The sequence below is a fragment of the Pseudomonas sp. TH49 genome, assembly GCF_016650625.1.
In the GTDB taxonomy this organism is placed as follows: Bacteria; Pseudomonadota; Gammaproteobacteria; order Pseudomonadales; family Pseudomonadaceae; genus Aquipseudomonas; species Aquipseudomonas fluorescens_H.
This window is the reverse complement of sequence record NZ_JAEKFL010000001.1, coordinates 3,680,196-3,704,450: the sequence shown is the minus strand read 5'-3', so window position 1 is coordinate 3,704,450 and position 24,255 is coordinate 3,680,196. Positions and strand designations below refer to the sequence as shown.

18 protein-coding genes and 1 pseudogene are annotated in these 24,255 nt (G+C 59.8%); 5 read left to right on the top strand and 14 right to left on the bottom strand.

Features of this window, described 5'->3' with window-relative positions:
* Nucleotides 1-8 precede the first annotated feature (8 nt).
* The 4 genes and pseudogenes from JFU48_RS16820 to JFU48_RS16805 form a co-directional block, all read right to left on the bottom strand.
* Nucleotides 9-3,301, bottom strand: a pseudogene (locus JFU48_RS16820) (DEAD/DEAH box helicase).
* Nucleotides 3,302-3,310: 9 nt separating this feature from the next.
* Nucleotides 3,311-4,048 carry an S-methyl-5'-thioinosine phosphorylase gene (locus tag JFU48_RS16815; protein WP_103485793.1) on the bottom strand — a complete coding sequence of 246 codons (738 nt, stop codon included), beginning with the start codon at nt 4,046-4,048 and terminating at the stop codon, nt 3,311-3,313.
* Nucleotides 4,049-4,060: 12 nt separating this feature from the next.
* Entirely contained in the window at nt 4,061-5,071 is a 1,011-nt protein-coding gene (nagZ, locus tag JFU48_RS16810) for a beta-N-acetylhexosaminidase (RefSeq protein WP_025111059.1), read from the bottom strand.
* A 158-nt stretch (nt 5,072-5,229) separates the two neighbouring features.
* Nucleotides 5,230-5,937, bottom strand: a complete 708-nt coding sequence (locus JFU48_RS16805) for a TetR/AcrR family transcriptional regulator (RefSeq protein WP_007961819.1) — start codon at nt 5,935-5,937, stop codon at nt 5,230-5,232.
* Between the two features lie 229 nt (nt 5,938-6,166).
* Here JFU48_RS16805 and lexA point away from each other — a divergent pair, with 229 nt between their 5' ends.
* On the top strand, nt 6,167-6,775 hold the full coding sequence (gene lexA, locus JFU48_RS16800) for a transcriptional repressor LexA (protein WP_003226590.1): 609 nt from the start codon (nt 6,167-6,169) through the stop codon (nt 6,773-6,775).
* A 10-nt stretch (nt 6,776-6,785) separates the two neighbouring features.
* Nucleotides 6,786-7,259, top strand: coding sequence for an SOS-induced cell division inhibitor SulA (gene sulA / locus JFU48_RS16795; RefSeq protein ID WP_007961817.1), 474 nt, complete (start codon nt 6,786-6,788; stop codon nt 7,257-7,259).
* Nucleotides 7,260-7,353: 94 nt separating this feature from the next.
* Here the strand turns inward: sulA and JFU48_RS16790 are convergent, their stop codons facing one another.
* The 7 genes from JFU48_RS16790 to JFU48_RS16760 all read right to left on the bottom strand — a co-directional run bounded on the left by JFU48_RS16790 (nt 7,354) and on the right by JFU48_RS16760 (nt 15,760).
* Nucleotides 7,354-7,587, bottom strand: a complete 234-nt coding sequence (locus JFU48_RS16790; protein WP_003226592.1) for a hypothetical protein — start codon at nt 7,585-7,587, stop codon at nt 7,354-7,356.
* Nucleotides 7,588-7,693: 106 nt separating this feature from the next.
* Nucleotides 7,694-8,218: a DUF6586 family protein gene (locus JFU48_RS16785; RefSeq protein WP_003226593.1), complete on the bottom strand. Its 525-nt coding sequence runs from the start codon at nt 8,216-8,218 to the stop codon at nt 7,694-7,696.
* A 144-nt stretch (nt 8,219-8,362) separates the two neighbouring features.
* Complete coding sequence (gene topA / locus JFU48_RS16780; protein ID WP_201136990.1) at nt 8,363-10,993, bottom strand: type I DNA topoisomerase; 2,631 nt, start codon at nt 10,991-10,993, stop codon at nt 8,363-8,365.
* Nucleotides 10,994-11,107: 114 nt separating this feature from the next.
* Nucleotides 11,108-11,344 carry a DUF1653 domain-containing protein gene (locus JFU48_RS16775; protein ID WP_003226597.1) on the bottom strand — a complete coding sequence of 79 codons (237 nt, stop codon included), beginning with the start codon at nt 11,342-11,344 and terminating at the stop codon, nt 11,108-11,110.
* A gap of 98 nt (nt 11,345-11,442) precedes the next feature.
* A complete protein-coding gene (fadA, locus tag JFU48_RS16770; protein WP_003226599.1) occupies nt 11,443-12,618 on the bottom strand; it encodes an acetyl-CoA C-acyltransferase FadA in 1,176 nt (391 codons plus the stop codon).
* Nucleotides 12,619-12,647: 29 nt separating this feature from the next.
* Nucleotides 12,648-14,795 (bottom strand): fatty acid oxidation complex subunit alpha FadB, encoded by a 2,148-nt coding sequence (gene fadB, locus JFU48_RS16765; RefSeq protein WP_024013640.1) that lies wholly within the window; start codon nt 14,793-14,795, stop codon nt 12,648-12,650.
* Nucleotides 14,796-15,322: 527 nt separating this feature from the next.
* Nucleotides 15,323-15,760: a hypothetical protein gene (locus tag JFU48_RS16760; protein ID WP_201136989.1), complete on the bottom strand. Its 438-nt coding sequence runs from the start codon at nt 15,758-15,760 to the stop codon at nt 15,323-15,325.
* A gap of 104 nt (nt 15,761-15,864) precedes the next feature.
* Between JFU48_RS16760 and JFU48_RS16755 the strand changes: the two genes are divergently transcribed.
* A complete protein-coding gene (locus tag JFU48_RS16755; RefSeq protein WP_103485797.1) occupies nt 15,865-16,302 on the top strand; it encodes a universal stress protein in 438 nt (145 codons plus the stop codon).
* 174 nt (nt 16,303-16,476) lie between these two features.
* On the opposite strand, the gene JFU48_RS16750 is transcribed toward JFU48_RS16755, so the two are convergent.
* Nucleotides 16,477-18,396 carry an ATP-binding cassette domain-containing protein gene (locus JFU48_RS16750; RefSeq protein WP_201136988.1) on the bottom strand — a complete coding sequence of 640 codons (1,920 nt, stop codon included), beginning with the start codon at nt 18,394-18,396 and terminating at the stop codon, nt 16,477-16,479.
* Between the two features lie 214 nt (nt 18,397-18,610).
* Between JFU48_RS16750 and JFU48_RS16745 the strand changes: the two genes are divergently transcribed.
* Nucleotides 18,611-20,539, top strand: coding sequence for a transglycosylase SLT domain-containing protein (locus tag JFU48_RS16745; protein WP_201136987.1), 1,929 nt, complete (start codon nt 18,611-18,613; stop codon nt 20,537-20,539).
* A gap of 84 nt (nt 20,540-20,623) precedes the next feature.
* Here the strand turns inward: JFU48_RS16745 and JFU48_RS16740 are convergent, their stop codons facing one another.
* A complete protein-coding gene (locus JFU48_RS16740; protein ID WP_201136986.1) occupies nt 20,624-22,402 on the bottom strand; it encodes an ABC transporter transmembrane domain-containing protein in 1,779 nt (592 codons plus the stop codon).
* A 256-nt stretch (nt 22,403-22,658) separates the two neighbouring features.
* On the opposite strand from JFU48_RS16740, the gene JFU48_RS16735 reads away from it, so the two are divergent.
* Nucleotides 22,659-22,838 (top strand): PA1571 family protein, encoded by a 180-nt coding sequence (locus JFU48_RS16735; RefSeq protein WP_045122558.1) that lies wholly within the window; start codon nt 22,659-22,661, stop codon nt 22,836-22,838.
* Between the two features lie 163 nt (nt 22,839-23,001).
* Here the strand turns inward: JFU48_RS16735 and pdxB are convergent, their stop codons facing one another.
* Nucleotides 23,002-24,144, bottom strand: coding sequence for a 4-phosphoerythronate dehydrogenase PdxB (gene pdxB / locus JFU48_RS16730; RefSeq protein WP_201136985.1), 1,143 nt, complete (start codon nt 24,142-24,144; stop codon nt 23,002-23,004).
* Between the last annotated feature and the right edge of the window lie 111 nt (nt 24,145-24,255).

The following is a 24,255-nucleotide window of genomic DNA, read 5'->3' as shown; positions in this document are numbered from 1 at the left end:
CTGGACAGTCAACCCTTGGAAACCGGCAGCGGCGCAAACAGCGCCTCGATGTCACTCTGCTCCAGCTTGAACCCACCTGTCGTACCCCCTTCCAGCACCGCCCCGGCCAGCGCAGCCTTCTCCTGCTGCAGCGCCTGGATTTTTCCTCCACGGTACCTTTGGCAATCAACTTGTAAACAAACACCGGATTGTTCTGCCCGATACGATAAGCGCGATCAGTTGCCTGACTCTCCACCGCCGGGTTCCACCACGGGTCGAAGTGGATCACCGTGTCCGCAGCCGTCAGGTTCAGACCGGTACCGCCAGCCTTGAGGCTGATGAGGAACAACGGCACCTTGCCGCCCTGGAAATTCTTGACTGGCGTGCGCCGGTCGGTGGTGTCGCCAGTCAGCAACGAATAATCGATAGCGCGCTGCTGCAACTCCTGCTCGATCAACGCCAGCATCGAGGTGAACTGGGAGAACAGCAGGATGCGCCGACCTTCGCCGAGCAACTCTTCAAGCATCTCCATCAGGCTGATCAGCTTGCCGCTGCCCGAGCGCAATGCCTTCGCTGTGAGCGGCATGTTGATCAAGCGCAGATCGCAGCAGACCTGACGCAGCTTGAGCAAGGCATCAAGAATGATGATCTGACTGCGCGCCACACCACTGCGGGCAATTTCGTCGCGCACTTTTTTGTCCATCGCCACGCGCACCGTTTCATAGACGTCGCGCTGGCCGTCGCTGAGTTCAACCCAATGGATGATTTCGGTTTTCGGCGGCAGCTCAGTGGCGACCTGATCTTTCTTGCGACGCAGCAGAAACGGCTTGATGCGCGCCGTCAGGTGCTGCATGCGCTGGACATTGCCATGCTTCTCGATCGGTGTGCGGTAATCGCGGTTGAAGGATTTGCTGTCGCCCAGCCAGCCAGGCATGAGGAAATGAAACTGCGACCACAGCTCGCCGAGATGGTTTTCCAGTGGCGTGCCGCTCAGACACAAGCGCTGACGGGCCTGCAAGTCACGTGCGGCCTGCGCCGCTTTGCTCAGCGGGTTCTTGATGTTCTGCGCTTCGTCGAGAATCAGTACGCTCCACGACTGCGGCCGCAACGTTTCAAGATCCCTGGGCAGCAAGGCGTAAGTGGTCAGCACCAAGTCGTATTCGGCGAGATTGGCGAAGTCTTTTTGCCGCCCGGCCCCATGCAGCGCCAAAACCTTCAACTGAGGCGTGAAGCGCTGGGCCTCGTCGAGCCAGTTGGGAATCAGGCTCGTCGGCATCACCGCCAGTGCCGGGCAATCGAGGCGCCCGGCGTGCTTTTCCGTGAGCAGATGCGCCAGGGTCTGCAGGGTTTTGCCCAAGCCCATGTCATCGCCAAGAATGCCGCCGACCTCCAGCTCCCGCAGAGTCTGCATCCAGCCAAGGCCTTCGAGCTGATACGGGCGCAGTTGCGCATTAAGGCCGGCCGGCGCAGCAATGTGGGTGTGACTGGAATTGTGCAGCCGCTTGGCAAAAGTCCGCAGGCGTTCGCCGCCCTGCCATTCCAGTGGCACGCCATCGAGCATACTCAGGCGCGCGGCGTCTGGAGCAGTCAAGCGCAGCGCATCGCCCTGATGTCCGCCCAGGTACAGCTCGCCCAGCGTCGCCATCAGCGGTTTGACCCGACTCAGCGGCAACGCCACCTTGGCGCCTGCCGGGTCGCCAAAACCGCTGGGCTTGAGTTCGATCAGGAGTTTTTCGTCGTCGCTGCGTTGCGCCAGATTCACCGGGTCGAGCAAACGTGGCTGGGTACGCAACAGATGCAGAAGGATCGGCAACAAGCTGTAGCGCTCGCCATTGACGACGATGCCCAGTTGCAGATCAAACCATTGATGCCCGGCCTCTTCTTCGACCTCCGCGTACCAGTGTTCAACCGGCTGCACATCGAAATGGAAGCCGGGACTGATTTCGATTTCCCAGTCCGCGGCGCGCAGTGTGGCAAGCCCTTCGTGCATGAATCCGAGCCAGGCGGAATCATCCGGCAAAGTGAACATCTCGCCGGCGCGATCCATAGCGCTCTTGCGCGTGGCTTTTTTAAAGCCGTGCTTTTGTAGGCTCTGGCGCAGCTTCTTTTCCATCGCAGGCTGGCGCCGAATACGCTGGGTTTCAGTGCCATTGAGGATCATCACTTCCGGATTACGATCCACCGCCGGATGACCGTTGTAGGTAAACACCAGAGCGGCGCGGTGCTCCAGAACGTATTCCCAGCGCGAACGCTCCCGGCCGCTGACCAAGGTCAGTTGCGGCTGCGGAAGCACGTCATCGAGGATTCGTTCGGTGAGTTTGTGCGGCGGCGGGATTTTGGTCATCGCGCTCATGCGATGGCTGAACTGCATCGCCTGACGCGCGGGGATGTCTGGGGCGAGGGTCAAATGGCAGGCCAGTTTTTCTTCCAGCTCACTGAACAGAGGGCCCACCTGTCGCTGCTCACGATCGAGGTAATAAAGCGGCTCCAGCGCCAGCACGGTTTCCTGCGCAGCCTCGGCACTGCTCCACTGGGCGCGGAACCCACCGTCGGCCTGCTCGGCCCAAGAGAACAGACCCATGCGTTTCGCGCCCGGCGTCAGTGGCTGCAAGTTTTCGAAGTCGAGGAACAGGCGCGAGGTGCGCAGGAGCATTTCCAGCAGTTCCGCGCCACTGCTGCCTTCCAGCGGATAGCCGCTGTAATAGGCGTGATGGGAATGCATGGCGACCAACAGCCTGGCGACGCGCAGATCCAGTTCGGACAGGTAACCGGGCTGGCGCATGAGCATGTCCGACAGCGAATACATCGGTTTTACTTCGCGTAACTCGCCGCTCTTGAGCTGATAGACTTTGAAAATATCGAGCAGCCACTTGCCGTTCGCAGACGTGGTTTTGAGTTTGTAAAACAGGCGCGTGCCCGCGGTTTGCGCGCCTTCGTCGACGGGCCTGGCCGGGACGGGGACTGTCGAAAGCCAATGCTCGAGCGCCCGACCCAAGGGGATCTGTGCGTCACTTTCGGACGTATCGTCGTCAATGCCCTGCAGGTGATAGAGCACCGCCGCGCAGTGCTTGCAATCAATCACGACGGGGCAGGTGCACAAGCAACGCAAATTAACCGATCCCAGGCGATCTTCGGACAGGTAGATGCTTTGTTCATATGCCTGAGTTTCCGAACCGACGCAGAACGCCTCGATTTTCCTGTCATCGATCTCGATGATCTCTACCCGATCATCGGCAGCATAAGCGCGGGCCTTGGCCAACGCCTTGCTACTGAATGCGTCAGTCCATGCCAGCCCTTTAAGCCGCTCGATGAAAATGCTCATGGACAGTCCTTAGCTGGCCAACACCCGCGCCAACGTCGATTTCACCTTGCCCATCCCGTCATGCAGCGCCTGCTCGATTTCGGCCATGGTAATCACCGCCGTGGTCTTGCCCGCCGCCGGGTTCACCACCAGCGACAGGCAGGCGTAATCCAGATCCAGCTCACGGGCCAATGCCGCTTCCGGCATGCCGGTCATGCCGACGATGTCGCAACCGTCACGCTCCAGACGCACGATCTCCGCCACGGTTTCCAGACGCGGGCCCTGGGTGCAGGCGTACACGCCCTGATCGCTGTATTCGCAGCCTTCGGCAGCCAGCGCGGCGATCAATTGCTGACGCAGCGGCTCACTGTAAGGGAAGCTGAAATCGATATGGGTGACGTGCTCCAGATCATCGGCGAAAAACGTGTGTTCGCGGCCACTGGTGTAATCAACGATCTGATGCGGCACGCAGAAATGGCCGGTGCCCATCGCCGGATGAATCCCGCCCACCGCATTGACCGCGATGATCGCCTCGGCGCCGGCCTGCTTCAGCGCCCACAGGTTGGCGCGGTAGTTGACCTTGTGCGGCGGGAAACGGTGCGGATGGCCGTGACGGGCGAGGAACAACACTTCCTTGCCGGCGTACTCGCCGATTTGCACCTCGGCCGAAGGCGCACCGTAAGGGGTGTCCACCGCCAACGACTGACGAATGCTCAAGCCTTCGAGCTGGGTCAGGCCGGTGCCACCGATGATTGCGTAAACCGTCATAACGAAGAGTCCTTAATCGATCAATTGAGCGTCTTTTAGCGCGCCGATGGCGGTGAGCCAGCGCGGATCCTGACGGTAGTCGGTGCTGGCGAACGCCTGCCCGCGCATCCGCGCAATGCGTGCGGACGGCTTGACCTTCATCCGTTGCGCAGCACTCAGGGCCAGTTCGGCCGCAGCGCGGTCGTTGCACACCAGGCCCATGTCGCAACCGGCGCTGAGCGCGGCTTCAATGCGACTGGCGGCGTCGCCGACCACATGGGCGCCGGCCATCGACAGGTCGTCGCTGAAGATCACGCCGTCGAACTGCAACTCGCCGCGCAGGATGTCCTGCAACCAACGGCGGGAGAACCCGGCCGGCTGCGAATCGACTTGCGGATAGATGACGTGCGCCGGCATCACCGCTGCCAATTGCTTGCTGAGTCTGGCGAACGGTACGAGGTCGTTGGCACGAATCTCGTCGAGACTGCGCTCGTCATTCGGGATCGCGACGTGGGAGTCGGCTTCGGCCCAACCGTGACCGGGGAAATGCTTGCCGGTAGCCGCCATGCCCGCGCTGTTCATGCCGCGGATGAAGGCCCCGGCGAGCAACGCTGCGCGCTCGGGATCCCCTTCGAACGAACGCGTGCCAACCACGGCGCTGCGCTGGTAATCCAGATCCAGCACCGGGGCGAAACTCAGGTCGAGGCCGACCGCCAGCACTTCGGTGGCCATGATCCAGCCGCATTGTTCGGCGAGGTATTCGGCGTTCGGGTTGTCGGCAATGGCGCGCATCGCCGGCAGGCGCACGAAGCCCTGACGCAGACGCTGCACGCGACCGCCCTCCTGGTCGACCGCCAGCAGCAGATCCGGGCGAATGGCGCGGATGGCGGCGCTCAACTCACGCACTTGGCGCGGATGCTCGATGTTGCGGGCAAAAATGATCAGGCCGCCCACTTCGGGCTGACGCAACAATTGGCGATCCTCGGCCGTCAGCCAGGTACCGGCGACGTCCACCATCAACGAGCCTTGCAGGCCAGCAGTCATAGAGATTCCTTGAAAACGAAAAACCCGATTCGCACGACATCGCCACCGAGAGCGGTGCCCGGCAGGTTGGCGATGTCGATAGGAAACGGGTTCAGAACGAGAGTCGGCATGGGCGGCTAGCTTAGCGGATGTAAACTGCCGCGCCCACCCGTGTGCGGTTAAACCTTGGCGGCTACCGGGGTCGATTTGCTGCGCGGACGAAGTTGCGCAGTCGCCATGGCCGGGTCGGTGACACCGGTTTCGGCACGCATGCCGGCGGCAAGGAACGGCACCATCAGACGCATCACCTGTTCAATCGAGGTGTTGACGCCGAAATCGGTCTCGGCAATCGCACGCAAGGCCTTGATCCCGGACATGCTGAACGCCGCAGCGCCGAGCATGAAGTGCACGCGCCAGAACAGTTCGATAGGTGGAATGCGTGGAGCTGCTTCATTGACCAGCAGCATGTAGCGGCGGAACACCTTGCCGTACATGTCTTCCAGATAGCGACGCAAGTGGCCTTGACTCTGGCTGAACGCCAGGCCGAGCAAACGCATGAAGATCGACAGATCGTTACCGCTGCGTGGCTGCACCACGAGCGCCTGTTCGACGAGGATTTCCAGCAGTTCTTCAAGGGTCGGCTTGTTTTCAGGCTTGGCCTGGCGACGCTCCAGCTCCTTATCGAGGCTGATGCAGAACGGCCCGAGGAAGCGCGAGAAAACCGCCTGGATCAGCGCTTTCTTGGAGCCGAAATGATAGTTCACCGCCGCCAGGTTTACTCCGGCTTTGCTGGTGATCAAACGCAATGAGGTTTCGGCGAAACCTTTCTCCGCGAACAACTGCTCGGCAGCATCAAGAATGCGTTCAACGGTTTCCGACTGGGCCATGGCTACTCCGCCTGACAAACACTTGTTTGAAACATACGTTTCAGCCTGTGCCTTGTCAAGCCTGCCAGTCCGTTTTGGGAATGGTCGGTCAGCTATTTAACCACACTGGACCGCTCCTTTAATAAGCACGGCTGCCGACCGTCCGGCGGCCTGCAAAAAAACGGGCATTGCCAAGACCGCTTCACTGTATATAATCCCAGTCACTGTATAAAAAGACAGAGCGATCAATATGCTAAAGCTGACGCCACGCCAAGCCGAGATTCTGGCCTTTATCAAACGCTGCCTCGAAGACAACGGCTACCCGCCAACCCGCGCGGAAATCGCTCAGGAACTGGGGTTCAAGTCGCCCAACGCGGCGGAAGAACACCTCAAGGCCCTGGCCCGCAAGGGTGCGATCGAGATGACCCCGGGCGCCTCCCGCGGCATTCGCATTCCCGGGTTTGAAGCCAAGGCTGACGACTCTACCCTGCCGATCATTGGCCGGGTCGCCGCTGGTGCACCGATCCTTGCCCAGCAGCACATCGAAGAGTCCTGCAATATCAACCCCGCGTTCTTCCACCCTCGCGCTGATTACCTGCTGCGCGTACACGGCATGAGCATGAAGGACATCGGTATTTTCGACGGTGACCTGCTGGCGGTTCACACCACCCGCGAAGCACGCAATGGTCAGGTCGTGGTTGCGCGAATCGGCGACGAAGTCACCGTCAAACGCTTCAAGCGCGAAGGCAGCAAAGTCTGGCTGATTGCCGAAAACCCCGAGTTCGCCCCTATCGAAGTCGACCTCAAAGATCAGGAACTGGTGATCGAAGGCTTGAGTGTCGGCGTAATCCGCCGCTAAAGGAGGCTTTATGCAGTTCCCACACACACCTCAGCAAACACAACTGCCGTTATTCGAAGCGTTTCTGGCACAACCGATGGCGCCGATCCTGAAAGATGTGGTCGAGCGCCCATGGATTGCCGAACCGGAAGTATTCAGCGAGCTGTCACTGCGCGGTGCAGCCGGGAACTGCCTGAACCTGCTAGCCCCGATCCTGCGCGAACTGAGCGAAGATCAGGACGCGCGCTGGCTGACGCTGATTGCCCCTCCTGCCAGCCTGACCCAGACCTGGCTGCGCGAGGCCGGCCTGAACCGTGAACGCATTCTGCTGCTGCAACCACGTGGCGCGCAGAGCGCCCAGCAACTGGCCTGCGAAGCACTGCGTCTGGGTCGTAGCCACACGGTGGTGACCTGGCTCAACCCGCTGAACACAAGCTCACGGCAGCAGTTGATCAGCGCTGCGCGCACGGGCGACGCTCAGAGCCTGAATATTCGATTGGGTTGATTCACTTGTGACACGCGCTGTGTGAAGCGCATGGCTTCTCCAAGGACAGAGAAGCCGATCTGATGCGGTAACAGCAAACGCCGACAGGCGGGGCTCAGTGAAGAACCCGCGGCCCTTCTTCCTTATCAAATTCGCCTTCAACCATACGACCGGCCATCTGCACGCCGACGCTCAACATCGCCTTGGCGATTTCCACGTGCTGGCCTTGCAGGAACGCCTTGGCATCCTCGGAGAAATCCAGCGTCACCAGAGACCCCTCGTCCTCAGCCCTGCGCAGTTCGATTCGGCCGTCAGGTAACTCGACAATTTCTAGAAAGGACGTTGGCATATAGGTCTGTTCTCCACGAAAGGCAGGGATTATATAGACATCATTCAGGCTTCGCTCGGTATCTTGACCAGCAGCATGTTTCAGATTGCCACCGTGTCAATTGTCCTCAGCATTCGTTCAGGCCTTCGCGAAAGCGGATGGCCAGGCCTTTGAGATTCTGCCGCCAGCTCTCCAGCTCTTCGCGACTCAACTCTTGCGGCGTTTCTTCTTCATCCAGATTAACGGCCTGAATCAATGGCTGCGTCACATCACCCTTGGGCTTGTGTGGCACCCGTGGCGGCTGAAACAACGCCGAGTGCGCCGCCAGCAGTTTCGCCAGCCAGGTTTCAGGATTGCCTGCCAACTCGATCATCTCGGCCAGCTCAGGGATCGCAATCGATTCCAGGACTTCGCGAGTCAGCAACGCTTCCGCTCGCGACGCATTGGCCTGAGGCAGACGGTAGAAACCGGCGATCTCATGGCACAGCCCCAGAAGCGCGCCATAGAGGTGAAACAACGCCGATTCACGCCCAGCCTGAATCAACGCCAACGAATTCATCGCCCGCCCCTCTTCGGCGCGAGCCAGAGCGTCCAGCGACAGGCCGGCGAAATAGATCTTCTGATTGGTGCGGGTATAGAGTTCGTGCGCCATGCCGGCAGTCTCCACAGCGAAATAATTGCGTCACACAGACCCGACAGTGTCATGGATCAACGGATCCGACCGCAAGCACAAAACAAAAAGGCCGCATGAAAACCCGAGGGTCATCATGCGGCCTTTTGTGTATCAGGCTAACGCTTACTCGGCCTTGGCTTTCGTGCGCTTGTCTTCAACAGTCCACTTGCCACCGTCGTAATAAGCCTTCCAGCCGGTAGGCTTGCCGTCGACCTCGGTCTGCACGTATTGCTCCTTGGTCTTGCGGCTGTAACGGATGACCGCTGGCAGACCATCAGGATCCTTCTGCGGTGCTTCGCAGAGGAAATGGTACTTCGGATCGATCTCGTCCTTGTGTGGCAGAATCTCGATCACCAGCGGAGCACGAGTCTCGCGGTTTTTCGGGAACTGGCTGGCCGCCAGGAACAGACCGGAAGCACCGTCGCGCAGGATGTAGGTGTCGTTGACCTTTTCGCATTTCAGCTCAGGCATCTTCACCGGATCCATCTTCGGCGGCGCCGCATCACCGCTCTTGAGCAGTTTGCGGGTGTTCTTGCAGGTCGGATTGGTGCAACCGAAGAACTTGCCGAAGCGGCCGGTCTTGAGCTGCATCTCGCTGCCGCACTTGTCGCATTCCAGGCTCGGACCTTCGTAGCCCTTGATACGGTAGTTGCCCTCTTCGATTTCGTAACCGGCGCAATCCGGGTTGTTACCGCAGATGTGCAGCTTGCGCTTCTCGTCTAGCAGGTAAGCGTCCATCGCCGTGCTGCAGATCGGGCAGCGATGCTTGCCGCGCAGCACCAGCGACTCCGATTCACCCTCGTCGTCCGCCGCAATCTCGTCGCCCGGAACCAGGTTGACGGTGGCCTTGCAGCGCTCTTTCGGTGGCAGGCTGTAACCCGAGCAACCGAGGAACACGCCAGTCGATGCGGTACGAATCTGCATCGGACGACCGCACGTGGTGCACGGAATATCAGTCATGACCGGCTGGTTGGCACGCATGCCGTTGTCCGGGTTTTCGGCCACTTCGAGCTTTTTCTTGAAGTCGCCGTAGAACTCGTCCAGCACGTTTTTCCAGTCGCGCTCGCCCTGAGCCACGTCATCGAGGTTCTCTTCCATGCCGGCGGTGAAGCCGTAGTCCATGAGATTCGAGAAGCTCTCCGACAGACGCTCGGTGACGATGTCGCCCATCTTTTCCGAATAGAAACGACGGTTGTGCAGGGTCACGTAGCCGCGATCCTGAATGGTCGAAATGATCGCCGCGTAGGTCGAAGGACGACCGATGCCGCGTTTTTCCATTTCTTTCACCAGACTGGCTTCCGAGTAACGGGCCGGCGGCTTGGTGAAGTGCTGCGATGGATCAAGCTTGATCAGCTTCATCACGTCGCCCTGCGCCATATCGGGCAGAACATCGTCATCGCCAGGCTTGGCGATCTGCGGCATGACGCGGGTGTAGCCGTCGAACTTGAGAATGCGGCCCTTGGCGCGCAGCTCGAAATCCCCAGCGGCGACACTGACGGTGGTCGACAGGTACTGCGCCGGCAGCATCTGGCAAGCGAGGAACTGGCGCCAGATCAGTTCGTAGAGGCGCTCTGCGTCACGCTCCATGCCCGCAAGTTTGCTCGGCGTGGTGTTGGCGTCAGACGGACGAATCGCTTCGTGAGCCTCTTGTGCGCCTTCCTTGCTGCTGTAGACGTTCGGCGTTTCCGGCAGGTACTTCTTGCCGAACTCTTCTTCGATGTAAGTGCGCGCCATCGCCACGGCATCAGCCGAAAGATTGGTCGAATCGGTACGCATATAAGTGATGTAGCCGGCTTCATACAAGCGCTGGGCCATCATCATGGTTTTCTTCACGCCGAAGCCCAGGCGGTTGCTCGCCGCCTGCTGCAGGGTTGACGTGATGAACGGCGCCGACGGCTTGCTGCTGGTCGGTTTATCTTCGCGCTTGACGATGCTGTAGCTGGAAGACTTGAGCTTCTCCAGCGCGGCCGTGGCCTGGGCTTCGTTGAGCGGCTTGAAGGCTTCGCCCTTCTCGCGAGCCACTTCGAAGCGTACGGTCGAGCCTTTGGCGGTGCCGAGATCAGCGTGCACTTCCCAGTATTCTTCCGGGTTGAATGCACGAATCTCGCGCTCACGCTCGACCACCAGCTTCACGGCAACCGATTGCACGCGACCGGCCGACAGACCACGGGCGATTTTGGCCCATAGCAGCGGCGAGACCATGTAACCCACAACGCGGTCGAGGAAACGACGCGCCTGCTGGGCATTTACACGATCGATGTCCAGCTCGCCCGGCTCGGAGAAGGCTTCCTGAATCGCCTTCTTGGTGATTTCGTTGAACACCACGCGCTTGTAGCGGCTGTCATCACCACCGATGGCTTCGCGCAGGTGCCAGGCAATGGCTTCCCCCTCGCGATCCAAGTCGGTTGCGAGATAGATGGTGTCAGCATCCTTGGCGAGCCGGCGCAGCTCTTCGATGACCTTTTCCTTGCCCGGGAGGATCTCGTACTTGGCTTTCCAGCCGTGTTCCGGATCGACACCCATACGCGAGACCAGCTGTTTGCGCGCCTTCTCTTTCGGCGTGAGCACCGGCCCTTCACCTGCGGCAGCCTTGCCGCGCTTGGCGGCTGGTTCTTTGCTGGCGCTAGCCGAACCGCTGGTGGGCAGGTCTCGGATATGGCCGATACTCGACTTCACCACGTATTGGTTACCCAGATACTTGTTGATGGTCTTGGCCTTAGCCGGGGATTCCACAATGACCAGCGATTTGCCCATGGATCAGAAAATTCCTGAATTCTAGAAGTGAAAGGCGGTTGGCGCCTGACGCGGCACCGCTATATATAGTTGATACAAGGTGAGGTCAAGCGCAGGGTTCTGCACGCACTCGTCTCATACCTTGGAAAAAAGGCTCGGTTCGGCTTGCACCAAAGCAAAGCGTGGCACCTGCTCGCCGTCAACCTCGACCGACTCCAGAAACATGCTCAAGGGGCGCACCCAAAAGCCGTATTCGCCATACAGGGCTTGGTAAAACACCACTTCTTCTTCGGTCTCGGAATGCCGCGCAACACTGAATACGCGGTACTGCGGACCCTTGTAATGTTGGTAGAGCCCAGGTTGTATCGGCATGCTTCGGCCCTCACTCAAATTTTTTCAAAATAAATACAAAATAAATCCACAAAAACAAAAACCGGGGCACTTGGCCCCGGCTTCCATCGACGAGACGCTTAAACGCGTTCGAAGACGGTGGAGATGCCTTGGCCGAGACCAATGCACATGGTAGCCACCCCGAAGGTGCCGCCATTCTGCTTCATCACGTTCAGCAAGGTGCCGGAAATACGGGCACCGGAGCAACCGAACGGGTGACCCAGGGCGATCGCGCCGCCGTGCAGGTTAACCTTCTCGTTCATCTTGTCGAGCACTTTCAGATCTTTCAGCACTGGCAGGGCCTGTGCAGCGAAAGCTTCGTTGAGCTCAAAGAAGTCGATATCGTTGATGCCAAGGCCCGCACGCTTCAGAGCTTTTTGTGTAGCCGGAACTGGACCATAGCCCATGATCGCCGGATCCACACCCGCCACCGCCATCGAACGGATCACGGCCATCGGCTGGATCCCCAGATCCTGCGCACGCTGCGCCGACATCACGATCATGCACGAAGCACCATCGGTGATCTGCGACGAAGTACCGGCAGTCACGGTGCCGCCCTTTGGATTGAAGGCAGGCTTGAGGGCCGCCAGACTTTCCAGGGTGGTTTCCGGACGAATGGTTTCGTCGTAGTCGTACAGCTTCAGGAAGCCGTTTTCGTCGTAGCCCTGCATCGGGATGATTTCGTCTTTGAACTTGCCTTCCACAGTCGCTTTATGGGCGAGCTGGTGGGAGCGCACGCCAAAGGCGTCCTGCTGCTCACGGGTGATGCCATGCATCTTGCCGAGCATTTCTGCAGTCAGACCCATCATGCCCGAGGCTTTCGCCGCGTACAGCGACATATGCGGGTTCGGATCAACACCGTGCATCATGCTCACGTGGCCCATATGCTCGACGCCACCAACCACGAATACGTCACCGTTGCCGGTCATGATCGCTTGCGCCGCCGTGTGCAGAGCACTCATCGACGAGCCGCACAGACGGCTGACGGTCTGGCCGGCCGAGGTGTGCGGGATCTGGGTCATCAGCGACGCCATGCGTGCGATGTTCCAGCCCTGCTCCAGGGTCTGGTTTACACAGCCCCAGATCACGTCCTCGACTTCAGCAGGATCGACCTTGGCGTTGCGTTCCAGCAGTTTGCTGATCAGGTGTGCCGACATGTCTTCGGCACGGGTGTTGCGGTGCATGCCGCCCTTGGAGCGGCCCATCGGCGTACGACCGAAGTCGACAATCACGACGTCTCTAGGATTCAAGCTCATAAGTTCACTCTCACTCTAGTTGGGGGCGCTTAACCGAAGAAGCTCTGGCCGTTTTTGGCCATTTCGCGCAGCTTCGCGGTCGGGTGGTACAGCGCGCCCAAATCAGCGTACTGGTCAGCCAGGGCAACGAACTCGGCAACACCGATCGAATCGATGTAGCGCAGCGCACCGCCACGGAATGGAGGGAAACCGATACCGTAGACCAGACCCATGTCGGCTTCGGCGGCAGTTTCAACGATGCCATCTTCCAGGCAGCGCACGGTTTCCAGGCACAGCGGGATCATCATCCAGTTGATGATGTCTTCGTCAGTGACTTCGCGCTGCTCATAAACGATCGGCTTGAGCACTTCGAGTACCGACGGATCGGCGACTTTCTTCTGCTTGCCTTTCTTGTCGGCCTCGTAGGCGTAGAAGCCCTTGCCGTTCTTCTGCCCCAGGCGTTTGGCTTCGTACAGCACGTCGATGGCCGAACGACGGTCATCCTTCATGCGATCCGGAAAACCTTCAGCCATCACGTCACGACCGTGGTGACCGGTGTCGATGCCGACCACGTCCATCAGGTACGCCGGGCCCATTGGCCAGCCGAATTTTTCCATGACCTTGTCGATGCGGACGAAGTCCACGCCGGCGCTGACCAGTTTGGCGAAGCCGCCGAAGTACGGGAACAGAACGCGGTTGACCAGGAAGCCCGGGCAGTCGTTGACGACGATCGGGTTCTTGCCCATTTTCTTGGCGTAGGCAACGGTGGTGGCAATCGCCAGCTCGCTGGACTTCTCGCCACGGATCACTTCCACCAGCGGCATCATGTGCACCGGGTTGAAGAAGTGCATGCCGACGAAGTTTTCCGGACGCTTGAGGGCCTTGGCCAGCAGGCTGATGGAAATGGTCGAGGTGTTGGACGCGAGGATGGTGTCCTCTTTGACTTTGTCTTCGACTTCAGCCAGTACCGCTTGCTTGACCTTCGGGTTCTCGACCACAGCCTCTACAACCAGGTCGACGTGACCGAAGTCGCCGTAAGACAGGGTCGGACGAATGCCGTTGAGCACTTCAGCCATTTTCGCAGCAGTCATGCGGCCTTTATCAACGCGGCCAACCAGCAGTTTGGCGGCTTCGGCCAGACCCTGCTCGATACCGTGCTCGTTGATGTCCTTCATCAGGATCGGCGTACCTTTGGAGGCCGACTGATAGGCGATGCCGCCACCCATGATGCCGGCGCCCAGTACGGCAGCCTGCTTCACGTCCTTGGCGATTTCGTCGTAGGCCTTGGCCTTTTTCTTCAGCTCCTGATCGTTCAGGAACAGACCGATCAAGCTCTGCGCGGCAGAGGTCTTGGCCAGTTTGACGAAACCTGCTGCTTCGACTTCCAGCGCCTTGTCACGACCGAAGTTCGCGGCTTTCTGGATAGTCTTGATCGCTTCGACCGGCGCCGGGTAGTTCGGGCCAGCCTGACCGGCCACGAAACCTTTGGCGGTTTCGAAAGCCATCATTTGTTCAATGGCGTTGAGCTTGAGCTTTTCCAGCTTCGGCTGACGCTTGGCCTTGTAATCGAACTCGCCGGAGATGGCACGCTTGATCAGTTCAAGGGCAGCTTCCTGCAGCTTCTCTGGAGCAACCACGGCGTCGACGGCGCTGACTTTCAGCGCGTCTTCAGGACGGTTTTCCTTGCCGGCGGCAATCCACTCGATGGCGTTATCGACGCCGATCAGACGTGGCAGACGCACGGTACCGCCGAAGCCCGGGTAGATGCCCAGTTTGACTTCCGGCAGACCGATCTTGGCCTTGGTCGACATGACGCGGTAGTCCGCAGCCAGGCACATTTCCAGACCGCCACCCAGAGCGATGCCGTTGATCGCGGCCACGGTCGGAACGTTGAGGTCTTCGAAATCGCTGAAGATCTTGTTGGCTTCGAGATTGCCAGCAACCAGCTCGGCATCCGGCAGCTTGAAGTTGTCGACAAATTCGGTGATGTCGGCGCCGACGATGAACACGTCCTTGCCACTGCTGACGATCACGCCCTTGATCGAAGCATCTGCCTTGATGGTGTCCACGGCCTGACGCAGTTCGTTCAGGGTAAGACGGTTGAACTTGTTGACGGACTCACCCTTGAGGTCGAATTTCAATTCGACGATGCCACTTTCAAGAGCTTTAACCGTGATGGCTTTACCTTCGTAAATCATCAACTGATCTCCACGATATGGAAGCTGAACAGTACACGTCGGACGCAGGTAAATGGCTCGGCAGGACGCTTTTTCGTCGATGCTGACACCAATCCACCCGGCACACCCGCCAACGCGATAGTCGGGATTCTGTAGGAGCAGTCTGTAAGACAAACGCTCAATTCATACGCCCGTTTGATTTGGGTACGTCACCTTCACGGAATTTCCAACAATTGTCAATCGCCCAAAATACGGGTGGAAATGCGACTTTGCGGTCACTTCCGTCGCACGCAGAGCTGCAATACGCCTCTGCATGCAAAGCCATTCATAGAATCAATAGTTAGAAAAGTCGCCCTAATTCGCAACGAGCCCTGTTTAAAAGGCTACGCTGGCTGGACTACAGGGATATCCGCTGACTGCAAAAAGACGAATCAGCGACAAAAACAGTTACCGGCCTGCCTGGCCACCCCGCCCGATGAATCATGTCGGGCTTTTTATTGCTCGTCTGCCGGACGCTCCCCACCCTTGCAGTGGGAAAAGTCCGCGAGTCATGCCAGTGCTTTCAGAGTCGCATCGATATCCTGCAGAACCGTGGCTTCGCCCTTCTCGCCCCAGTACAAGGCGATCATCTGCTTGTCGGCCTCGACCTTGAACACGTTGCTCGGCAACTTTTCGAAATGATTGAGCAACAACCGGTCTTCGCAGACTTCCTGCCACTGATTGACCCACACGCCCGGCGATTTCTGCCAGTAGGTCCAGCACGCCGGCTGACTGCCACGCCGTGGCCGGTGATATTGCGCACACGGGTTGGGCGGCTCCTGAGACAGCCAGTGCGGCCACTCCTGAGGCGCTAACTGCATGGCCAGTCCGATGCGCCGAGCCTCCATGCGCAGGGCCATCCGGCCGCTCTGCACGCGCGATGGGCGCAACCATGCCAGTGGACTCAGAACCACCAGCAGGATTGACACCACCAACCAGACCGTCATATCTCTACTCCCGACTTATAGGTGAGCGCATTGCGTCACTTTGGAACCAATGCGCTTGAAACCAGCCATACTTAACAATATTGATCCGTCACGAGGAGCACCTCATGCCCTACCACCATATCCTGGTCGCCGTAGACCTGACCGAAGAGTGCGACCCTGTGATTCACCGCGCCCGCGAGCTGTCGGCGAGCAATGGCGCCAAGCTGTCGCTGGTGCATATCGTCGAACCAATGGCGATGGCATTCGGCGGCGATGTGCCGATGGATCTGTCACAACTGCAACAGCAGCAGTTCGATCAGGCCAAGCAACGCCTTGATACGCTCAAGCACAAATACCCCGAGCTGGAAGGCGCCAATTGCCACCTGACCTACGGCCAGCCACGCCAGGAAATCCATCACTTCGCCAAGGAGCAACTGTGCGACCTGATCGTGGTCGGCAGCCATGGCCGCCATGGTCTGGCGCTGCTGCTCGGCTCCACCGCCAACGACGTGCTGCACGGCGCGCCCTGCGATGTGCTCGCAGTGCATCTGGTCAAACGCTGAAACACTGATCAGTGTGGGAGCGAGCCTGCTCGCGAAGGCGTCGGAACATTCAGCATTAATGCCGCCTGACACACCGCATTCGCGAGCAGGCTCGCTCCCACATTAGGTCTCCACCCGTATATGAAAAGCCCGGCGCTCATCACTGAACGCCGGGCTTTTTCATGGCCGGATCAATCAGGCATCCAGCTCGGCCCAACGCTCCACCAGTGCATCCAGCTCAGCCTGCAACTGCTCCAGCGAAGCAATCACCTTGGCCGTTTCTGCCGGCGGACGCTGATAGAAGCCGGCTTCGGCCATTTCGGCTTCGACGGCCGCGATCTGCTGCTCCTTGGCATCGATGTCGCCCGGCAATGCTTCCAGCTCGCGCTGCAGCTTGTAGCTCAGCTTTTTCTTGGCCGCCGGTGCCGCAGCAGGTACGGCCACCGGTGCAGGCTCAGCGGTGACCACCGCCGAGTTGAGGTCAGCCTTGCCCGACTTGCTCTCGGTCACGCCCAGCAGGCGCGGCGAACCGCCCTGACGGATCCAGTCCTGATAGCCACCGACGTATTCACGCACCTTGCCTTCACCTTCGAAGACCAGGGTGCTGGTGACCACGTTGTCGAGGAATGCCCGGTCGTGACTGACCATCAGCACAGTGCCGTTGAAGGTCAGCAGCACTTCTTCGAGCAGTTCGAGGGTTTCCACGTCGAGGTCGTTGGTCGGTTCGTCGAGTACCAGCAGGTTCGCCGGTTTGCTGAACAGTTTGGCCAGCAGCAAGCGCGCACGCTCGCCACCGGACAGCGCCTTGACCGGCGTGCGGGCACGCTGCGGACTGAACAGGAAGTCGCCGAGGTAGCTCAGGACGTGGCGGCTCTGGCCGTCGATATCGATGAAGTCGCGACCTTCGGCGACGTTGTCGATCACGGTCTTTTCCAGATCCAGCTGATGGCGCAACTGGTCGAAGTAGGCCACGTCGATGCGCGTACCCTCTTCCACTTTGCCGCTGGTCGGTTGCAGACCGTTGAGCATCAGTTTGAGCAAGGTGGTCTTGCCGGTACCGTTGGCACCGAGCAGGCCGATCCGGTCGCCGCGTTGCAGGACCATCGAGAAGTCCTTGATCAGGTACGGACCGTCCGGGTGATGGAAGCTGACATTTTCCAACACCATCACTTGCTTGCCGGACTTGTCGGCGGTTTCCAGCTGGATGTTCGCCTTGCCGGTACGCTCGCGACGCTCGCTGCGCTCAACACGCAGGGCTTTCAGCGCGCGAACGCGACCTTCGTTACGGGTACGACGGGCCTTGATGCCCTGACGGATCCACACTTCTTCCTGAGCCAGACGCTTGTCGAACAGCGCGTTGGCAGTTTCTTCCGCGGCCAGCGCAGCTTCTTTGTGCACGAGGAAGCTGGCGTAGTCGCCGTTCCAGTCGATCAGGCCGCCGCGATCCAGTTCGAGGATGCGCGTGGCGAGGTTCTGCAGGAAAGAACGGTCGTGCGTGATGAACAGCACGGCGCCCTGGAAATCCTTCAGCGCTTCTTCAAGCCAGGCAATCGCACCGATGTCCAGGTGGTTGGTCGGTTCGTCGAGCAGCAGCAGATCCGGTTCCGAGACCAGCGCCTGCGCCAGCAGCACGCGACGGCGCCAGCCGCCGGACAACTCGGCGAGGGTCTTGTCGGCCGGCAGTTGCAGGCGGCTCAGGGTGCTGTCGACCAGGGTCTGCAAGCGCCAGCCGTCACGGGCTTCAAGGTCGTGCTGAACGTGCATCAGCTTGTCCAGATCGGCGTCGGTGACGATGTTCTGGCTCAGGTGATGGTATTCGGCGAGCAAGGCGCCAACGCCGTCGAGGCCTTCGGCAACCACGTCGAATACGGTCCGCTCGTCGGCCACCGGCAATTCTTGCGGCAATTCGCCGATTTTCAGACCGGGGGCACGCCACACCGAGCCGTCATCGGGCTTCTGGTCGCCCTTGACCAGTTTCATCATGCTGGACTTGCCAGTGCCGTTGCGGCCGATGATGCACACCCGCTCACCACGGGCGATCTGCCAGGACACCTTGTCCAACAACGGCATCGCGCCGAATGCAAGGGACACATCGCTGAATTTGAGCAGGGTCATGAGCTTCTCCAAAAACCGGGCGCGCATTCTACCTGAGTTAGGCCCTCAGCAGGCCGGCAATTTGTCTGCTGAAGCACTCTGCACAACATTTGTTGCGAACTTGTGCTGCGAGACCCGCAAAGCTTTCGCCGCTCGCTGGCAAAAGGCTAAGCTACAGACAATTCAGTGCTGATCGAGGTCGGCACTTGTCATGATTTCTCTGCCCGGATGTCTCATGCGCAGTCGCCTTTTCAGTGTCTTGTCCTGTTTGCTACTCACCGCCGCTGCCGCTCAATCCGCCCAGGCGGTGGATCTGTCCACCCAACGCCAGTATTACGATGAAGCCAAGCGCGCACTGGCCAAGGGCGATACCGGCCCATACTTCCGCTACAGCCAGGCCCTGGCCGATTATCCGCTGGAACCGTACCTGGCCTACGACGAACTGACCGCGCGCCTGAAGACCGCCAGTAACGAGGAAATCGAGAAGTTCCTCGCCGAACACGGTGACCTGCCACAGGCCAACTGGATGAAATTGCGCTGGTTGCGCTGGCTCGCCGACCGTGGCGATTGGGCGACTTTCGTCAAGTATTACGACCCGAAACTCAATTTCACCGAACTGGACTGCCTCAACGCGCAGTACCAGATCAGCAGCGGCCACAAGGCCGAGGGTTACGCCAACGCCGACAAACTGTGGCTGACTGGTAAATCGCAACCGGCCGCCTGTGACGGGCTGTTCGGGATCTGGGCTGCCGATGGCCAGTTGACCGAACAGAAACGCTGGGAGCGCACCAAACTCGCCGCTCAGGCGCGCAACTATCCATTGGCGAACAGCCTGGTCAACGGCCTGACCACCCTCGCGCCGCGCGGCCGTCTGCTGGTCGATGTGGCGCAAAAACCTGAACTGCTCAATCAGCCTTCGCGCTTCACCCCGAACGACGAGCCGATGTCCGACATTGTCAGCCTCGGCCTGCGTCGCCTCGCCCGTCAGGATCCGGACAGGGCCATGGCCCTGCTCGACGGTTACGCCAGCAGCATGCATTTCTCCCGTGACGAGAAGGTCGCGATTGCCCGGGAAATCGGCCTGACCCTGGCCCGGCGTTTCGACAGCCGCGGGCTGGACGTGATGACTCAATACGATCCCGAGCTGCGTGACAACACCGTTTCCGAATGGCGCCTGCGTCTACTGTTGCGCCTGGCACGCTGGGACGATGCCTATCAATTGACCCGTCGCCTGCCACAGGATCTGGCGACCACCAACCGCTGGCGCTACTGGCAGGCACGCAGCCTGGAACTGGCGCAACCGCAGAACCCGGAAGCGCAGACCCTGTACAAGAATCTGGCCAAGGAACGCGATTTCTACGGTTTCCTCGCCGCCGACCGTTCGCAATCGCCTTATTCGCTAATGAACAAGCCGCTTGTGCTCAGCCAGGCCACCATCAACAAGGTGCGCAATACACCGGGCATACGCCGTGCTCTGGAATTCCATGCCCGTGGGCAGATCGTCGACGGGCGTCGCGAGTGGTATCACGTAAGCCGCCATTTCAATCGTGACGAAATGGTCGCCCAGGCCAAACTGGCCTACGACCTGAAATGGTACTTCCCGGCGATCCGCACCATCAGCCAGGCGCAGTACTGGGACGACCTGGACATCCGCTTCCCGATGGCCCACCGCGACACGCTGGTGCGTGAAGCCAAGGTTCGCGGGTTGCATTCGAGCTGGGTGTTCGCCATCACCCGCCAGGAAAGCGCCTTCATGGACGATGCCCGCTCCGGCGTCGGCGCCAGCGGTCTGATGCAGTTGATGCCCGGCACCGCCAAGGAAACCGCACGCAAGTTCAGCATCCCGCTGGCCTCGCCACAGCAAGTGCTTGATCCTGATAAAAACATCCAGCTCGGCGCCGCTTACCTGAGTCAGGTGCACAGCCAGTTCAACGGCAACCGCGTGCTCGCCTCCGCCGCCTACAACGCCGGCCCCGGCCGCGTGCGTCAGTGGCTGCGCGGCGCCGATCACCTGAGCTTCGACGTCTGGGTGGAAAGCATCCCGTTCGACGAAACCCGCCAGTACGTGCAGAACGTGCTGTCGTACTCGGTGATCTACGGCCAGAAACTCAATTCACCGCAGCCGCTGGTGGATTGGCATGAGCGGTATTTCGACGACCAATGACCGGTGCTGATTACCTGAAATGAAAAATGCCCGCATCAATCGATGCGGGCATTTTTTTGTCGTCAGCAAAGGCCTGCGCCAGTTCTAAACCGCCACGGCGTGCCCATCATTGAACTGCAGCGCCGCCAACCGCGCATACAGCGGATTGCTCACGATCAGCTCCTGGTGGGTACCGATCGCTACCAACTGGCCCTGATCCATAACGGCGATCCGGTCGGCGTTTTTCACCGTGGCCAGTCGATGTGCGATCACCAGCGTGGTGCGGTTTTGCATCAGGCTGGGCAAGGCTTCCTGAATCAGATGTTCGCTTTGCGCATCGAGGGCGCTGGTAGCTTCGTCCAGCAGCAGAATCGGCGCATCCACCAGCAGCGCGCGGGCAATCGCCAGGCGTTGACGCTGGCCGCCGGAAAGGCCGAGGCCGGCGTCCCCCAGATGGGTCTGATAGCCGTTGGGCATCTTCTCGATGAAGTCATGGGCATGGGCAATTCTTGCCGCTTCCTTGACCTGCTCCAGTGTCGCGCCAGCATTGCCGTAACGAATATTCTCTTCGACGCTGCCGAAAAACAGCGCGGGCGATTGCGAGACCAGGGCGAAATTGCGGCGCAGGTCCAGCGGGTCGAGACTGGTCAGCGGTACGCCGTCGATCAGGATCCGGCCCTCAATCGGGTCGTAGAAGCGCAACAGCAAGTCATACACCGTGGACTTGCCTGCACCGGATGGCCCGACAAGGGCCAGGGTCTCGCCGGCCCTGATGGTCAGGCTCAAGCCGTTGACGGCGTAGCTGTCCGGACGCGACGGGTAGGAAAAGTGCACATTCTGCAATTGCAGTTCGCCCTTGATCCGTTCTGGCAACGTCACCAGCCCGATGGTCGGTGGCTGGATGATGTTTTTTGAACTGAGCAATTCAGCGATCCGCTCGGCGGCACCCGCCGCACGTTGCAGCTCACCGATCACCTCGCTCAACGTGCCGATCGCACTGCCGACGATCAGGCTGTAGAAGACGAAAGCCGCCAGTTCGCCACCGGTAATGCGCCCGGCAATCACGTCCATGCCACCGAACCACAACATCACCGCCACCGCGCCCAGCACCAGCACGATCACCACAGTGATCATCCAGGAACGCTGAAAAATCCGTTTGCGCGCCGTGTCGAATGCGTCCTCGACCGTCGTGGCGAAACGCCGCTCGTCCTGCACCTGATGGTTGTAGGCCTGCACGGTCTTGATCTGGCCGAGGGTCTCGGAGACATAGCTGCCGATGTCGGCGACCCGGTCCTGGCTCAGCCGCGACAGATTGCGCACGCGCCGACCGAAAATCAGGATCGGGGCGACTACGAACGGCAAGGCAATCACCACGATGCTGGTGAGTTTCGGGTTGGTGACGAACAGCAGGACCACCCCGCCGATCACCATCAACAGGTTGCGCAGAAACATCGACAGTGACGAGCCGATCACCGATTGCAGCAATGTGGTGTCGGCAGTCAGCCGTGACTGAATCTCCGAACTGCGGTTGTTCTCGTAAAAACCGGGATGCAGATACACCAGATGGTTGAACACCTCGCGCCGGATATCCGCCACACAGCGCTCGCCGATCCACGATACCCAGTAAAACCGCGCAAACGTGCCGATCGCCAGGCCCAGTACCATCAGCATGAAGATCCCAATGCTCTGATTCAACTGGTGCGGCGACTGGGTCATGAAGCCCCGATCGACCAGCAATTTGATCCCCTGCCCCATCGACAAAGTGACGGCCGCGGTGACGATCAACGCCAGCAGCGCAGCGCAGACTTGCCAACGATAAGGCGCCAGAAATCGGCTGGTCAGACTCAGCGCGCGACGGTGCCGGGAAGAAAGCTTCGAGATCATTCAGGTACACATCCGTGTTGGTGAAAGGGCTAGCCTAAACCTTCTATGGGGCGGAACTCTGTAAATCACAATGAGTCAGGTTAAATATGCCCCCAAAGACTAGGCCATAGTTGCTATTGGTCTAATGTCCCGGTTGAGACGAGCGGTCATTTCTGTTGGAGTGGAGATGCCGCTTTTGACAGACCCAAAGGTGTTGTCACAGCCTGGTCACGTGGCGGTTTTAATCTACGTGCACAACCTGATGAGGAGACAGGCCATGTCCTTGCAACACCGCAGCGATGACAAGATTCAAGTGATCCGCACCAAGCCCGGCCAACCTCTGGGTTGCTCGATTATTGATAAGGACGGGCGTGAAGTACCGATCACTGAAGACATGATCCAGCAAGCATGCCGCGAACTGGAGAAACGATTGGTCAAGCCTGCCGAACAAAAGTGATATAGCCACCGTCTTCCTGACCCGGCCCCTGTTTGGCCGGGTTTTTTCTGCCTGCCGTTCTCTGCTGTTCTGTGTAGGAGCTGCCGAAGGCTGCGATCTTTTGACTTTGTTTTTCAAAGGCAAGATCAAAAGATCGCAGCCTCCGGCAGCTCCTACAGGATCTTCAGACAGCCACCGCCCCCAGCGCCGCCACAATCTTTTGCAACTGCGGCGAATTCCCGTTGACCCGCACCTTCAGCCCTTCAATCTCGCGTCGCACCGGATACTGCTTGCGCAACACATCGAACGCCGCACGCTGCTCACCGACATTGCCTACAAGACTACGGCGAAAATCCGCGTCATCGCGACGTGGGTCGTACACCCCGCGGCACAACATCGCCAGCGCCCAGGCCGGATCGCTGTCGGCGTGCAGGGTCACTTCTGACAGCCACGGTGCCGGCAACAGGTCACTGAGCTGGATGCTCGGCGGCTGACCGATAAACTCGCAATAAGCCTGATAGATCTGCGCCGTACCGCGCTGCTTGCCATCAAGGCTGTAGCCGGCAATGTGCGGCGTGGCCAGCACGCAGAGTTCGGCGAGGGCCACATCGACTTCAGGCTCGGCTTCCCAAACGTCGAGCACTGCTTGCAGGTCTTCGCGCGCCAGCAGCACTTTGCGCAGCGCGGCATTATCCACCACCGGACCACGGGCGGCGTTGATCAGCCAGGTACCGGATTTGAGCTGTTGCAAACGCTGCTCATCAAACAGGTGCCAGGTCGCGCCTTCGCCGGTACGGGTCAGCGGCGTGTGCAGGCTGATCACGTCGCACTGCTCGATGATCTTCTCGAGGCTGACGTAATCGCCGCCCTCGGCCGCCTGACGCGGCGGGTCGCAGACTTTGACATTCCAGCCCAGGCCCTTGAGGACCTTGATCAACCGGCCGCCGACTTCACCGGCACCGATGACGCCGTAAGTACGTTGTGGCAGATCGACGCCTTCAATTTCCGCCAAAGTCATGAGGCTGCCGAGTACGTAATCGACCACGCCCCGCGCATTGCAACCGGGTGCGCTGGACCAGGTGATGCCGGCCTCGTTGAAATAATCGAGATCCAGATGATCGGTGCCGATAGTGCACGTGCCGACGAAACGCACCTTGCTGCCTTCGAGCAGCGCGCGATTGACGTTGGTCACCGAGCGCACCAGCAGCACGTCGGCCTGCTCGACCGTCGCACGGTCGATGGAGCGGCCCGGGACCCGGCGGATCTCGCCGAAACCGGCAAAAAAGGCATCGAGCAGCGGGATATTTTCGTCGGCAACAATCAGCATGGCGGGCTCCTTGGGGGGATCGGCAGTTTAGGTGCTGATCCACCGTTGAGCCAGCGCAGACTGCACGGTGGCGAGGGCGCTTCGCTTCCCGGCGGGAGCAAGCTGCCTCGC